The following is a 14,430-nucleotide window of genomic DNA, read 5'->3' on the forward strand; positions in this document are numbered from 1 at the left end:
TCAGCCCCTGCCCGGCACCACGCCGAACTGGCTGAGCAGCCACAGCAGCGGCTCGTCGACGCGGAACGGGCGCACCCCGTTCGGGTCGATGATGTCGTTGTCGTAGTCCGGTTCGGCGCCCAGCGCGGAGACGGCGAAGTAGCGGAAGTTCTTGTAGTTGTGGGCCAGGTGGTTGTCGACGTCGTGGGCGCCCCAGTCGGCGAGCTGGGAGCGCACGTACTCGTGGGTGGTCCGCCCGGACGCCTCGTCGTAGTAGGGTCCCGGCTCCGGGCGCTGGACCAGTGGATGAATGTCGCCCCACACGTCGAAGAACGCGTCGATCTTGGCGAAGACCACGGCCACCGGGATCGGTATGTTCTTGCGGCCGCCCAGATGCCGGCTCTCGCGCAGGTTGTCGGTGACCCGGTTGAGCACATCCACGGTGGACTGGTTGGTGGTGTAGGCCGACTTCGGCAGGTTGATCTGGTCGCGGGCGCGCGGGATCAGGAACGGGTCGAGCAGCAGGATCAGCGCGTCCGCGGCGCCCAGGTAGCGCAGGTTGTCGACGGTCGACATCGACGACAGGTCCTCGCCGGCGGTGTCGAAGAACGACAGCAGTGTGGTGTCGTAGCGGGCCAGCCGCCGCTGCCGCCAGGCGAAGACGATCGGGTCGCGGCGGCCCTCGGCGGCCGGCTGGGTCTTGGCGTAGAGCTGCCCGCCGGGGAACAGATCGCCGGCCGGGTCGAGGAAGTCGGCCCGCCCGGTGGTGTTGGCGAACTGCTCGTCGCCGATCAGCCGGACGTCGGCGCCGAAGCGCAGCCCCATCCCGTGCCGCAGCTGGTCGGCGAGGATGCGCAGGTAGACGCTCTTGCCGGTGTGCGGGGCGCCGGCCATCGCGATGAGCGGGCTGCGGCCCTCGCCGAACGACGGTGGCATCCGGCTGTGGCAGTGCGGGCACACCTTCACCCCGGAGACGGCGTGGCACACGTCGTGCACCGCCGAGTTGACCACCCGCAGGCCGTAGCCGGGCGCCGGGAACGACGGCAGCACCAGCTCGTCGATGCCGGTCAGCTCCTTGCGGGCGGGATCCTTCTGCGGCACGCACGCCGGCCGGCCCGGGGCCTTGCGCCCGGTGCAGCGGAACCACAGGCGGCGCGGGTTGATCCGCTCGTAGCAGTAGGGGCAGGCGACGTTCATGTCAGGAAACCCTCATCTCGTCGATCGGGTCCACGACCCGGATGCCGCGGGGTCGCGTCACGAAGCAGCGCAGCCAGTACGGGCGGGCAAGACGCCTCGGCACGGTGAACGGGACCTCCCAGGGGGCGCCGGGTTCGAGCGTGAGGCCGGTGAAGCGCAGCAGCGTCTGCCCGGCGTCCGGCCGGGCCGGCATGACGGTGCCGAGCGCCACGACCAGCCGCAGTTCGACGCCCTCGCAGAGGTCGTCGACGGTGACCCGCAGCATCCGGCTGCGGCCCCGGCTGAACGGCCCGCCCACCTTCGGCAGCCGGTACGCCAGCTTCCCGGCCACCGGCTCGACCGTCACCGACCGCGGGGCGGACAGCAGGTCGCCGTCGCGGGTGCGGGTCACCGCGCAGACCGTGATCCGGCCGCCGCTCGCCCCGGCCGGGATCCGGCAGCCCTGCTCGGCGACCTCGCCCCGGGTCATCCGCCGCCGCCACTGCGGACCGTCGGCGGGGGTGAACGTGACGTCGACCAGGTTGATCGACGGCGGCCAGATCCACGACAGAACCACCTCGGACCCGGTACGCCGGGCGCGCAACCGCTGCACCGAACCGGCCACCCCGGCGCTGACCGGCTCCCCCACCACGCCGCCGCCCTGGTCGTCCAGGGTGAACGGGGTGTACACGTGCGCACCGCCGGGCACCCGCACCGCGATCTGGGACTCGGGCCCGACGGTGAGCCGGTCACCGGCCAGCGGTTCCCCGTACGCCCGCAGGTCGGCGGCCCGGACCGTGGCGCCGGGCGGCCAGACCGGCGGCACCGGGGAGCGGCGGATCGACACCCGCCCGGACGGTGGGGTACGCCAGGCGATGTGCGCGATGGCGGTGTCGGAGTCCTCGGCGGTGACGGTGACCCGCAGCCGCTCGACGTGAGGCGCCGGCCGGCTGACGGGAGGCGGGGGTTCCTCCTCTTCCTCGAAGTCGTCGGCCTCGTCCGGAGTCGACGGAAGATCGGTCCACCAGTCCGGGTCGTGCATCCGGTCGCCGTGCTCGCGCCGCAGCTGCGCGTCGCGGTCCAGCATCCGGGCGCACACCCGGGCCGCCGCGCCCGAACCACCCTGCCGCTGCTCCCAGAACTCACGCACCCGGTCCAGCTGTTCGGCGATGTCGGCGCCGGTCATGCGGGGTTCCACGCCGTAGTGGCGGGCCAGGTCGCCGGGGAGGGCGCCGACCTGGTCGCGCAGCGGGTTGACGACGTCCCGCAGGTAGGCCTTGGAATCGAAGCTCACGCCGGTATCTGACGGACAGCGCTGTCCGTCAGAAGGTGAAGGATCGCCGGAAAGGGGAGGACATCATGCGGACCGGACCGGCCGTGGCGGCGATGCTGCTGACTGCGACGCTGACCGGGTTCGGCGCGGGGCCCGCGCACGCCGCGCCGCCCGGCATCGACGAGGTGTACACCGCACTCGGCGTGGACTCGGTGCCGTCCGACTTCGTGGTGATGGTCGACGTGTCCGGGTCGATGCGGGGCGCCCGCTACACGCAGTTGCGCCAGAGCCTGACCGGGTTCTTCGCGGCGCTCGCCCCGGAGGACCGGGTCACTCTCATCCCGTTCGGGGAGCGGGCGACGGCGACCACCCGGCAGGTCGGGCGGGAGCCGGGACGGTTGTCGGCCGGGCTGCCACGGGACGCGGCCGGGGCGTACACCGACATCGGCGCGGCCCTGGAGGCGGCGGTCGGGACGCTCGCCCGCCCGGACGCCCCGCCGCTGGCCACGGTGGTGCTGCTGACCGACGGGCGGCACGATCCGGGGCCGCGCAGCGCGTACCCGCTCACGCAGGGACACAACTGGAACCTGCTGGCGGGGCGGGCGGCGAAGTTGAACAAGTCGGCGCTGCGGGCGTACGCCGTACCGCTGTCCGGCGCGACCGGCGCTCCTCTGCTGCGGAAGGTGTTCCCGGACGCGGGCGTGCTGGCGCCGACGTCGGTGGACCGGCTGACCGCTCAGCTGGCCCGGCCGAAGGCCGAGGCCCGCGCGGCGAAAGCGCGCAGCCTGCTGGCCACCGAGATCACCGAGCCGGTCCGGGTGAGCTGGCCGTCCGGCCCGATCGGCGCGGGAGAGTCAACCATCGGGGTACGCGTACAGAATCCGATGCCGCACGTTCCCCTGGTCCTGGAGGGTCTCGCGGTGGCCGGCGCCGAGGTCGCGCCGGGCCCGGTCGAGCTGCCGCCGGGCGCGACGGTGACGGTGCCGGTGACCGTCGACTGGGATCCGGGCCCGCGCGCCCTGGCCCCGGTGAAGACGGTGACCGAGAGCCGGGATCTGCAGCTCACCGGCCGGGTCACCTCCCCCTGGTCGGCGGTGCTGACCGAACAGCTGGGCCTCACGCTGAACCCGGAACTCGCCGCCGCGCCGGGTCGCCGGGAGTTCTCCGCCCAGCGCGGCAGCCTGTGGTGGTGGGTGACCGCCGCGGTGCTGCTGGTGGCGCTGGTGGTCGTGCTGGCGCGGTGGCGGCGACGGCGGCTGGCCCCGGCGCTGGCGGGCGCCGTGATGATCCAGCGCGGTGACGGGCAGCAGCGGACCGTGCCGCTGACCGGCCGCCGGGTGGTGGTGCTCAGCGCCGACGAGACCGGCCTGCCGGGCAGCGGTGAGATCACCGCGGCCCGGTCCGGGGTGGGCTCGGCCGACGTGCGGCTGATGATCACCTATTCGCCGGACGGGACGGCCGGCAGCCGTGGCTCGGCTGCCTGCCCGCCCGGTGGCACGGTGTCCGTCGCCGGGACGTCCTTCACGTGGTGGACGGGTCACCACAGCGGGTAGGCGCGGTTGCGCGACCGGCCCGGATCATCGGTCGCGGCGTACCCACCCCCGGCCTTCGACGTAGACGAACGATCCGGCCCGCTTGCCGTCCTCGATCGTGTCGGCGCCGGTCTTCCGCGGTTCCGGCGGGCGTGGCTGGGGAACCGGCGGCGGCGGTTTCGGCCGCGGCGGTGGCGGTCCGCCGGGCCGCATGGACTCGTACAGTTCGCGGGCGGTGGGCCGGTCGTCCGGGTTGGCGCTCATCGCCCGTTCCAGATGTTCGGCGGCCGGTCCGCCCCACGCCCGGCGGAAGATCCGGACGGCGGCGTCGGGTTTGCGGTTCACCGCCCTGCCGCGCCCGTGGTCGACGATCCGGACCAGCATGAGCGCGAGTTTGTAGACGTCGGTGGCCCGGTTCTGCACGGTGGTCCGCGGCAGCAGTGTGTTGATCACGTTCTGGTCGGCGCGCCGGCGGGCGGCCCGCAGCTGATTCGCGGCGAGCAGCGCCTCCGGCGGCTCCCAGTGCGGGGTGTGCGGCTGGCCGCCGAAAGCGCCCCGGCTGGGCGGAAGACGGGCCGCGTCCGCGTCTACGATCATCACCTGCGGCCGGGGACCGCTCACGTCGTACACCATGTTGCGGCCGGAGATGTCGCCGAGCACCACGTTACGAAGATGCATGCGGGCACACATCTTGGCGACCTGCACGGCGATCGCGCGGCGCAGCTCGGGGCCGGCCGCGGGCATCCCGAGGCGAGCCATGTCCGCGGTGTCGCCGAACAGCTTCTCCACCTCGCGCGGATCGCGCCGCCGCCGGCCGGAGCGGGTGTGCAGCGTCTGGAAGTAGGCGGCCGGGATGAGCGGCAGCAGGATGCCGGAGGCCTCGCCGCCGTCGTCGACGACCCGCAGCGGCCAGGTGACCCAGCTGTCCCAGACGGCACGCCGCTGGTCGGTCATGGCGAGCCGGTAGCGGACCAGGTCGAGCAGGCCGCGGCGCAGCGCCGGCCCGGCGAACGTCCGGGTCCTGGCGTTGTACTCCTTGTAGACGAGAGCCGGCTGGCCGGGCAGCTGGAGTTCGGGCAGGCGGTAGATCACCGCGGTGCCGCCCTTCGCCAGGTGATCGAGCCGCCCGAGCACGGCCTTCTCGACGGTGTCCGGCTCCGCGCTCATGTCGCCGCCCCCGATGCGCTCCGGAGGCGGCAGGAGTTCGCCGGCTCGCTCATGCCGGCTCCGGGGCGACCCAGACGGCGATCACGGTGCGGTCGTCCATGAAGGTCTTGCGGTAGAAGCCGACCTGGTTGGCGAACTCGATGGTGTCCGGCGGCCCGGCCCACTGCTCGGCCAGGAACCGGCCGACCACCCCGCCGCCGCTGCCCATCGGGTCGCCGATGCCGTCGGTGACGACCGCGAGCACGTCACCGGGCCGCAGGGCGAGCGTCACCGGTTCGGCCTCCACCTCGCGCGGCAGCGGCCGGACCGCGTTGGACGCCATCTCCTCGCCCTCGCCCTTCACCGCGGTGACCGGCCGCCAGCCGTCACCGTCGAGGACCAGCGCGGCCGAGTCACCGGCCAGGGACGCGACCACCGCCCGGTGGGCGCCGTCCGGGTCCGGCCGGGCGGCCACCGCGAAGGCGACCGCCGTGGTCGACATGAGCGCGCGGACGTCGGCGAGGTCGGCGTCCTCGACCCGGGCGGCGGCCAGGAACTCCCGGCGGATGGCGGCGTTGACCCCGGCCACCCCGGCGGCCCAGTCCAGGGTGTCCAGGTCGGTGTCCGGCCCGGCGGCGAGCCCGTCGATCAGCTCGCCGGCCAGCTTCTCGCAGGCCAGGTCGGCGGCCCGGTGCGACAGCCGGCCGTCGGACACGCCGTCGGCGACGCAGCCGACCAGCCAGTGGTCGCCGCGGGTGACCGTCACGACGTACGAGTCCTGGCGGGGTTTCCCGGTCTCCAGATGCCCGACGCCCCGCAGGCTCGCGGCCCGGTAGTCGAGCCGTCCGACCCGGCCGCCGTCGACGGCCACGTCGGGGCGGCGGCGGACCAGGGCCGGGGGCACGGCCACGACGGCCGGCTGGTTGCCCGCGTCGCCGACGATCCACCGGCCGTTGGGGTGCCGCTCCCAGAGGACGTCAGTTCCAGTCACTGTCGAGGTCCTCGTCGTCCAGCACGAACCCGCCGCCGCTGCCCTGGTCGTGGACCGACTGGGCAGAGGCGATGACGCTCGACAGCAGGATCTCGGCGACCTTGGTGATGGCCTTGGCCGGGTCGACGCCGTCCTTGGCGACGTAGCTGCGCATCGGCTTCCGCGAGCCCGCCTTCGGGTACACCCACTGGTCGAGCTGTTCCTTGGTGGCGTTGCTCACGCCGAACGGGATGAGGTTGGGCCGCAGCTTGAACGACGGGTCGGTCAGGTCGTTGTAGGCGGCCTGGATGTCGGCCAGGTCGTCGGTGGGCTCGCCGTCGGTGATGAAGAAGACCGCCGGGCGGTACGCCTTGTAGTTGTCGCCACGCAACTGGGCGTAGTCCTTCTCGATCTCCTGGCGCAGCAGCCGGAACGCCGCCGCGTACGAGGTGGCGCCGCGCACCGTGAACTGCGGGATCGGGTTGACGTTGCGCACGTCGTCGAGCCGCAGCACGACCCGGGCGTCGTCGGAGAAGTCGATGGCGCCCAGTCGCACCACGTCACCAAGGGTCGGCGACGCCTCGATACCGTCGATGACGGTCGGCAGGATCAGGTTGACCGCCTGCAGCGGCGACTGCGTCTCGCCGGCCGCCGCGACGCTCATCGACAGCGAGACGTCCACGACGATGTAGAAGGGCAGCACCAGGAGCCGGTCGTCGCCGTGGCTCTCGCCGGCCGTGGATGTGGTCATCGGATTCCTCTCATCCCCCTGAATCGAAAAACAGCGGCGGCAATCCCCGCCACCGTCACCTGACGGACAGCGGGAGACAAGGACAGATCCGAACCCCACAGACAGACGGGGTACGCCTGGACGGACGCGCCGTGGCGCCGCCCCCGGCCGGGCGGCCCGTCCCGGCCGTCGCCCGCCGCCGGGCCGGAGCGGTCCCTCACGCCGGCGCGTCCCCGCCGCGGGTGCTGTCCGGCGCGGCGGGGACGCAACCCGTACGGTCCGCCGTCCGCCGGTTGTATCGTCGCCCGATGCGAACCCCCGGCCCGGTCAGGGCCGTACCGTTGCGGGGTTTCGCCGTGTGGGCGCGGGCCGTGCTGCGCGGCGCGGGAGCGACCGAGCAGGCGGCTCTCGGCTGTTTCCTGCGGATCGTCACCGAGCGGATCGCGCAGGTCCATGGCGTGGGGCCGGCCGGCCGGCCGTTTCCCGGCGACGCCGGTGATCCGCCCGGCCCGGCGGCCGGGCGGGTCCGGGCCCGGGCGGCGGCCGTGCTGACCGCGAAGGCCTGCCGGGATGTCGAGGTGGCCGGCTGGCTGTGCCAGTTCTTCCTGGCCGGGCAGAAGGACGAGGTGTTCGCCGGTTTCACCCGCAACCGGAAGGCGGGCGCCGCCGAGATCCCGGCCGCCACCCAACTGTTCACACCGGACTGGATCGCGCGGTATCTGGTGGAGAACTCGCTGGGCCGGCTGTGGCTGCTCAACCGGCCGTCGTCGGGTCTGGCCGCGCGGATGCCGTACCTGCTGCCGCTGCCCGCCGGGGAGCCCACGTCGTACGCGAAGGTCACCGGCCCGGAGGAGATCCGGCTGATCGATCCGGCCTGCGGCGCCGGCCATCTGCTCACCTGCGCGTTCGATCTGCTGCACGCGATCTACGAAGAGGAGGGCTATCCGGCGGCGGAGATCCCCGGGCTGATCCTGGCGCACAACCTGCACGGCGCCGAGATCGATCCGACCGCCGCGGCGCTGGCCGTGTTCGCGCTGACCATGAAGGCGCGGGCGCGGGGTTTCGGCGGGCCGGTGGCGCCGCGCATCCGGTTGCTGGCGCCGGAGTCGTTCACGCCGGGCGAGGTGGAGGCGCTGGGCGGGGACGCGGTGTTCTGGAACGGGTTCCGGGACGCGGACACGCTCGGGTCGCTGCTGCGGCCGCGGATCGCGCCCGCCGGGCCGGTGACGGTGGCGGACGAGGGCTTGCGGCGGCGGGCCGGGCGGGTGCTGGAGCAGGCGGAGCTGCTGGCGTCGCGGTATCACGTGGTGGTGGCGAACCCGCCGTACATGGGTCACGGCAACATGGACGCGGTGCTGTCGTCGTACGCCCGGCGGGAGTACCCGGATTCGAAGACCGGCCTGTGCGCGATGTTCATCGAGCGGTGCGTGGAGCTGGCGGCGCCGCGCGGGTTCGTCGCCATGATCACCATGCAGTCGTGGATGTTCCTGCGGTCGTACGCGGCGCTGCGGGCCGGCCTGCTGCGGAACCGGGCGATCGTGACGATGGCGCACCTGGGCGCCCGGGCGTTCGACGCGATCGGAGGCGAGGTGGTCGCGACCACGGCGTTCGTGCTGGTCAACGTGGAGCAGCCGGATCTCGCCGGCGGGTTCGTGCGCCTGGTCGAGGAGCGGGGCGAGGCGGCGATGAGCGCGGCGTTCCGGGCGGCGGTGGCGGGGCGGCGGACGGTCCACGCGGCTTCGGCCCGGCGGTTCGGGCGGGTGCCGGGGGCGCCGATCGCGTACTGGCTGCCGGAGCCGATGCTGCGGGCCTTCGAGGTGGGCCGGCCGCTGGCGGAGATCGGTGAGCCGCGGCAGGGCCTGGCGACCGCCGACAACGGACGGTTCGTCCGGCTGTGGCACGAGGTGAGCGCGAGCCGGACCGGGTTCGGGATGTCGCGTGCGGAGGCGGCCGCTTCCGGGCTGACCTGGTTTCCGTACAACAAGGGTGGCGACTTCCGCCGCTGGTACGGCAACCAGGAGTTCGTGGTCAACTGGCGTGACGACGGGGCGGAGATCCGGGCGTTCGGCGCGGGCGCCGGCCGGCCCCGGTCCCGGGCGCAGAACACCGCCTACTACTTCCTGCCGTCGCTGTCCTGGTCGAAGGTGGGCACCGGGGCGCCGGCGTTCCGCTGGTACCCGCCCGGCTTCGTCTTCGACGTGGCCGGCACGTCGGTCTTCGCGCCGGAGGAGGAGTTGCTGCGCCTGGCCGCGGTGTGCAATTCGACGGTGGCCCGGGACATGCTGGCCGCCACGTCGCCGACGCTGAACTTCGAGGTGGGCACGCTGGCCCGGCTGCCGGTGGCCGAGGTGCCGGACCGGGCGCTGCCGGACGTACGGGAACTGATCGAACTGCACCGGGCCGACTGGATCGCCCGCGAGACGTCCTGGGACTTCACCACCCTGGACCTGGTGGCCCACGGTCCGGGACGGCTCAGCGAGGCGATCGGCGCGGCGTCCGCCCGGGGAGCGGCCGCCGCCGGGCGGGCACGGCGCCTGGAGACCCGGCTGAACAAGGTGGTGGCCGCGGCCTACGGGCTGGACGCCACCGGCACCGAGACGCCGCCGGGCCGGATCACCCTGTTCGGCAACCCGGCCTCGAGGCCCGGCGAACGCTACGTGCGCGACCGGGTCACCGACCTGATCTCGTACGCCGTCGGCTGCATGTTCGGCCGGTACAGCCTGGACGTGCCCGGCCTGATCCTCGGCGACCAGGGTGCGGGCCTCGGCGACCATCTGGCCCGCGTCCCGGTTCCGTCGTTCCCGCCGGCCGCGGAGAACGTGCTCACGGCCGGTGAGATCGCCGACCGGTTCCGTGTCTTCCTGCGGGTGGTGTTCGGTGAGGCGTACGCCGAGGAGAATCTGCGGTTCGTCACGGCCACGCTCGGTGTGCCGGATCTGCGCGCCTACCTCACGCGGTCGTTCTACCGCGACCATCTCCGGCGGTATCGCAGACGGCCGGTGTACTGGCTGTTCGGCGACCCGAAGGGATCCTTCGCGGCGCTGATCTACCTGCACCGGTACCGGCCTTCGACGGTCGGCGCGGTGCTGCGGCGGGCGCCGGCCGGGGCGTACCGGCGGGTGCTGTCCGCCCTGGCCGACCGGCCACCGGAGATCGACCTGGACGACGGGGTGAAGGCGAACTACCCGCGGTTCGGGCCGGCGCTGTGGCCGGTCCCGGGGCTGAGCGGCGCGCTGTCCGGCGACGTCGAGCCAGGTGACGACTGGTGATTCTCCCGATCGCGGCGGCTTCGACCGGCGTGGCACGATCTGCCGGTGCCGTTCTTTCCCGCCTCCGACGGTGTCGGCTTGTTCTACGACGTGCTCGGCGCGGGTGATCCGCTCGTGGTGCTCGGCGGCGGGCCCGGCATGGACGTCCGCTACCTCGGCGATCTCGGTGGTCTCGCGGCGGACCGCCGGCTGATCCGCCTGGACGGGCGTGGCGCGGGCCGTTCCGGGGTGCCGGCCGACCGGTCGACGGTGTCGTTCGTGCGGCAGGCTGCCGACGTGGAGGCGCTGCGCGGGCATCTCGGGCTGGACCGGCTGGACGTGCTGGCCCATTCGGCGGGCTCGCTCACCGCCCAGGAGTTCGCGGCCCGGCACCCCGATCGGGTCCGCCGGCTGATCCTGGTGACGCCGGTGGGCCGTCACGGCCGCGACATCGACCCCACCGACCTGGCGGCGGTCCGCGCCACCCGGCACGCCGAGCCGTGGTATCCGCGGGCCGCGGCGGCCGCCCGGGAGCTCGCCGCCGGCGGCCGGGGCCCGTTTCTCCAGGCCCGGCTGATCCCGTTCCACTGGCACCGGTGGACGCCGGAGCGCCGCCACGAGTACGTTCCGGGCCACTCGACGACGCCGCCGTGGTTCCGGGACGCCTTCTACGCGGGTGCGGAAGCGGCCTGCCCGGCCCCGGTGACCGCCCCGGTGCTGGTGGTGGCGGGCGCGTCGGACGGCATGATCGGTGTCGCCCCGTCCCGGACGGTGGCCGCCGCCCACCCGCACGCCCGCCTCGAGATGATGGCCGCTTCCGGTCACCGCCCGTGGGTGGAGGAGCCGGACGCCTTCCGCGGACTGGTGAACGCCTTCCTCCGCTGACGGCGGCTCCGTCGCGCGGCTTTCGAGAAACCGGGAAACCCGGCAAAACACCTGGTCAGTGGGATACAACGAGCAAGTATCTGCCCACATCCGGATGAAACGGGGCGTTCACCGTGACCAGTTCTCTGAAGCCGTCGGAGACCCGTGAGGAACAGGACCAGCAACACCGGCAGAGCCTGAGCACCGCGGCGGCCCGGAACCTGACCCACACCACCAAGTCGGTCCCCCAGATGCAGGAGATCACCTCCCGGTGGCTGCTGCGCAAGCTGCCCTGGGTGGAGGTGTCCGGTGGCGCCTACCGGGTGAACCGGCGCATGACCTACCGGCTGGGCGACAACCGGCTCACCTTCATCAACACCGGCGCGACGGTGCAGGTGGTGCCGGGCGAACTGCGGGAGATCGAGGTGCTCGCCGGGATCGACGACGAGGACCTGCTGCGGGCGATAGCGGAACGGTTCGTGCAGCGCGAGTACGAACCCGGCCAGGTCATCGTCGAGTTCGGGTCGATGCCCGACAACCTGTACCTGATCGCGCACGGCAAGGTCGACAAGGTGGGCGTCGGCGCGTACGGCGACCCGGTGAGCCTCGGCGTGCTGGCCGACGGGGAGAAGTTCGGCGAGCGGGTGCTGATCGAGGCCGACCCGATCTGGGAGTACACCGCGAAGGCGATGACCGCGGTCACCATGCTGGAGCTGCCGCGGACGGCGTTCGCCGAACTGACGGCCGGCAGCGAGACGCTGCGCCGGCACGTGGCGGGGTTCCGGGACAAGAGCCGGCGGCCGCAGAACAAGCACGGCGAGGCGGAGATCACGGTGGCGGCCGGGCACTACGGCGAGCCGACACTGTCCGGCACGTACGTCGACTACGAGCTGCGCCCCCGTGAGTACGAGCTGAGCGTCGCCCAGACCGTACTCAAGATCCACACCCGGGTCGCCGACCTCTACAACGACCCGATGAACCAGGTCGAGCAGCAGCTGCGGCTGACCGTCGAGGCACTGCGCGAACGGCAGGAGTACGAACTGGTCAACAACCGTGAGTTCGGACTGCTGCACAACGCCGACCTGCGGCAGCGTATCCACACCCGCAGCGGCCCGCCCACCCCGGACGACCTGGACGAGCTGCTCAGCATGCGGCGCAGCACCAAGTTCTTCCTGGCTCATCCGCAGGCCATCGCGGCGTTCGGGCGGGAGTGCACGAAACGGGGCATCTACCCGCCGCCGGTGGAGATGGACGGGCACACCGTCCCGTCGTGGCGGGGCGTGCCGATCCTGCCGTCCGGCAAGATCCCGATCAGCCACACCCACACCACGTCGATCCTGGCGATGCGAACCGGGGAGAAGGACCAGGGCGTGGTCGGGCTGCACCAGACCGGGCTGCCGGACGAGTACCAGCCCGGCCTCAACGCGCGGTTCATGGGGATCAACGAGCAGGCGGTCATGTCGTACCTGGTCAGCGCGTACTACTCGGCCGCCGTGCTGGTGCCGGACGCGCTCGGCATCCTCGACCACGTCGAGTTGGCGCACTGATGCCCACCCTCGCACCGCCGGGCGACCTGCGCCGGATCCTTCCCGGCCTGGGCATGTCGGCGGCCTTCCTCGGGCCGCTGGTCAAGCCGCCCCCGGAGGGTGAGCTGTTCTGCCCGGACGCGTTACGCGACGACCCCGCCCTCGGCGCGCTCGTCGACGACCGGCTGATCGACTGGGCGGCGGAGGTCGGGATCTACTCCGGCCGGCTGGACAAACTGCGGTCGTACGGCTTCGGCCGCTACATGATGCTCGCCCACCCGGCCGTGAACGACCCGGACCGGCTGCTCGCCGCCACGAAATGCCTGGTCGCCGAATGGGCGACGGACGACTACTACGTCGACGAGGTGGAGCTGGGCGCGGACCCGATGGTGGTCGGCTCCCGGCTGGCCAGTCTCATGTCGGTGGTCGACCCGGCCCGGATGGTCCCCCGCTACACCACCGACATGGACGCCTACCACCGGCTCCAGCCGATCTCGGAGGCGTTCCGCACCGCGATCGAGCACCTGAGCCGATACGCCTCCACCGCGCAGATGGGCCGTTTCCGGCACCAGATGGCGATCCTCTTCCTGGCCTGGTGCCAGGAGGCGGACTGGCACGTCAACCGGCGCACTCCCCCGGTCTGGGAATACCTCGTGCAGCGGCATCTCAACAGCTACCTGCCGCCGATGATCCTGGTCGACGTGCTGGCCGGATACGAGCTGCCCGCGCACGAGTTCTACCACCCGGAGGTACGCCGCGCCTACACGACGGCCGCCAACGCCGCGGTCCTCGTCAACGACCTCCACTCGGCGCCGTCGGAATCGGACACCGACTACAACCTGCCGCGCGTGCTGGCGCTCGCCGAGAACCTCACGCCACGGGACGCGGCCCGGCGCACCGTCGAGATCCACAACGAGTTGATGCACACCTTCGTCGAACTGGCCGCCCGGCTCAGCGCCACCGGCTCGCCGAACCTGCGGCGGTTCCTCGCCGACGTCTGGGCCTGGCTCGGCGGCAGCCGCCGCTGGCACGCCACCACCGGCCGCTACCAAGGGAGTTGAGAGATGACGAGCACGATCCTGCGAACCGACTTCGAGCGGTCCGTGGCCGCCTACTGGAACACCAACCGCAACGATCCGGTCAACCTGCGCCTGGGCGAGGTGGACGACCTCTACCACCACCACTACGGCGTCGGGCCCTACGACCCGTCCGTGCTGGAGGGCCCGGCCGGCACCCGCGAGCAGCGGATCATCGCCGAACTGCACCGGCTGGAGAGCGCACAGGCCGACCTGCTGCTCGACCATCTCGGCCCGATCGCGCCCGACGATCTGGTCCTGGACGGCGGGTCCGGCCGCGGCGGCACCAGCATCATGGCCCACCAGCGGTTCGGCTGCGAGGTGGACGGGGTGTCGATCTCCGAGTACCAGGTCGGCTTCGCCAACGACCAGGCCGCCCGGCGCGGCATCGCCGACCGGGTCCGCTTCCACTTCCGCAACATGCTGGACACCCGCCTGCCGTCCGGCACCCGGCAGGCGATCTGGACCAACGAGACGACGATGTATGTCGGCCTCGGCGACCTCTACCGCGAATTCGCCCGGGTGCTGCGATTCGGCGGCCGTTACGTCTGCATCACCGGCTGCGCCAACGACGTCACCGGCTTGCGATCGAAAGCGGTCAGCCGCATCAACGAGCACTACACCTGCGACATCCATCCGCGCAGCGCCTACTTCCGGGCGCTGACCGACAACGGCCTGGTGCCGCTCAACGTCGTCGACCTGACCGCGGCGACCATCCCCTACTGGCGGCTGCGCGCGCAGTCACCGGTCGCGACCGGCATCGAGGAGGCCTTCCTCACCGCCTACCAGGAGGGCAGCTTCCACTATCTGCTGATCGCCGCGGACCGCATTTGAACCCATCTTCCGGTACGCACAAAGCCTGACCGGGCGGCTGGCGCCGCACGGTCCGGCCCGGGCGGCTGGCGCCGCA

The 14,430-nt window shown here is 72.6% G+C and carries 11 protein-coding genes; 6 read left to right on the plus strand and 5 right to left on the minus strand.

Going from position 1 to position 14,430, the window contains the following annotated elements; all coding sequences use genetic code 11:
• Complete coding sequence (locus tag AB0I88_RS02390) at positions 1-1,176, minus strand: hypothetical protein (RefSeq protein ID WP_361017430.1); 1,176 nt, start codon at positions 1,174-1,176, stop codon at positions 1-3.
• 1 nt (position 1,177) lies between these two features.
• A complete protein-coding gene (locus AB0I88_RS02395) occupies positions 1,178-2,449 on the minus strand; it encodes a hypothetical protein (RefSeq protein WP_361017432.1) in 1,272 nt (423 codons plus the stop codon).
• A 65-nt stretch (positions 2,450-2,514) separates the two neighbouring features.
• Between AB0I88_RS02395 and AB0I88_RS02400 the strand changes: the two genes are divergently transcribed.
• Positions 2,515-3,981, plus strand: coding sequence for a vWA domain-containing protein (locus tag AB0I88_RS02400; protein ID WP_361017434.1), 1,467 nt, complete (start codon positions 2,515-2,517; stop codon positions 3,979-3,981).
• Between the two features lie 24 nt (positions 3,982-4,005).
• On the opposite strand, the gene AB0I88_RS02405 is transcribed toward AB0I88_RS02400, so the two are convergent.
• From AB0I88_RS02405 to AB0I88_RS02415, 3 genes are read right to left on the minus strand one after another with little or no spacing between them, the layout of a single operon-like run.
• Entirely contained in the window at positions 4,006-5,127 is a 1,122-nt protein-coding gene (locus AB0I88_RS02405) for a hypothetical protein (RefSeq protein ID WP_361017436.1), read from the minus strand.
• Positions 5,128-5,176: 49 nt separating this feature from the next.
• On the minus strand, positions 5,177-6,097 hold the full coding sequence (locus tag AB0I88_RS02410) for a protein phosphatase 2C domain-containing protein (protein ID WP_361017438.1): 921 nt from the start codon (positions 6,095-6,097) through the stop codon (positions 5,177-5,179).
• Entirely contained in the window at positions 6,084-6,827 is a 744-nt protein-coding gene (locus tag AB0I88_RS02415) for a VWA domain-containing protein (protein WP_361017440.1), read from the minus strand. Before AB0I88_RS02415 ends, AB0I88_RS02410 begins: the two co-directional genes overlap by 14 nt.
• 287 nt (positions 6,828-7,114) lie before the next feature.
• Between AB0I88_RS02415 and pglX the strand changes: the two genes are divergently transcribed.
• The 5 genes from pglX to AB0I88_RS02440 all read left to right on the plus strand — a co-directional run bounded on the left by pglX (position 7,115) and on the right by AB0I88_RS02440 (position 14,354).
• Positions 7,115-10,075, plus strand: a complete 2,961-nt coding sequence (gene pglX / locus AB0I88_RS02420; protein WP_361017442.1) for a BREX-1 system adenine-specific DNA-methyltransferase PglX — start codon at positions 7,115-7,117, stop codon at positions 10,073-10,075.
• A gap of 45 nt (positions 10,076-10,120) precedes the next feature.
• On the plus strand, positions 10,121-10,939 hold the full coding sequence (locus AB0I88_RS02425; protein WP_361017444.1) for an alpha/beta hydrolase: 819 nt from the start codon (positions 10,121-10,123) through the stop codon (positions 10,937-10,939).
• Between the two features lie 113 nt (positions 10,940-11,052).
• Complete coding sequence (locus tag AB0I88_RS02430; RefSeq protein WP_361017446.1) at positions 11,053-12,465, plus strand: family 2B encapsulin nanocompartment shell protein; 1,413 nt, start codon at positions 11,053-11,055, stop codon at positions 12,463-12,465.
• Entirely contained in the window at positions 12,465-13,505 is a 1,041-nt protein-coding gene (locus tag AB0I88_RS02435) for a family 2 encapsulin nanocompartment cargo protein terpene cyclase (protein ID WP_361017448.1), read from the plus strand. Before AB0I88_RS02430 ends, AB0I88_RS02435 begins: the two co-directional genes overlap by 1 nt.
• A gap of 3 nt (positions 13,506-13,508) precedes the next feature.
• On the plus strand, positions 13,509-14,354 hold the full coding sequence (locus AB0I88_RS02440) for a geranyl diphosphate 2-C-methyltransferase (RefSeq protein ID WP_361017450.1): 846 nt from the start codon (positions 13,509-13,511) through the stop codon (positions 14,352-14,354).
• The last annotated feature ends 76 nt before the right edge of the window (positions 14,355-14,430 follow it).

It is taken from the genome of Actinoplanes sp. NPDC049802 (assembly GCF_040656595.1).
Lineage (GTDB): Bacteria > Actinomycetota > Actinomycetes > Mycobacteriales > Micromonosporaceae > Actinoplanes.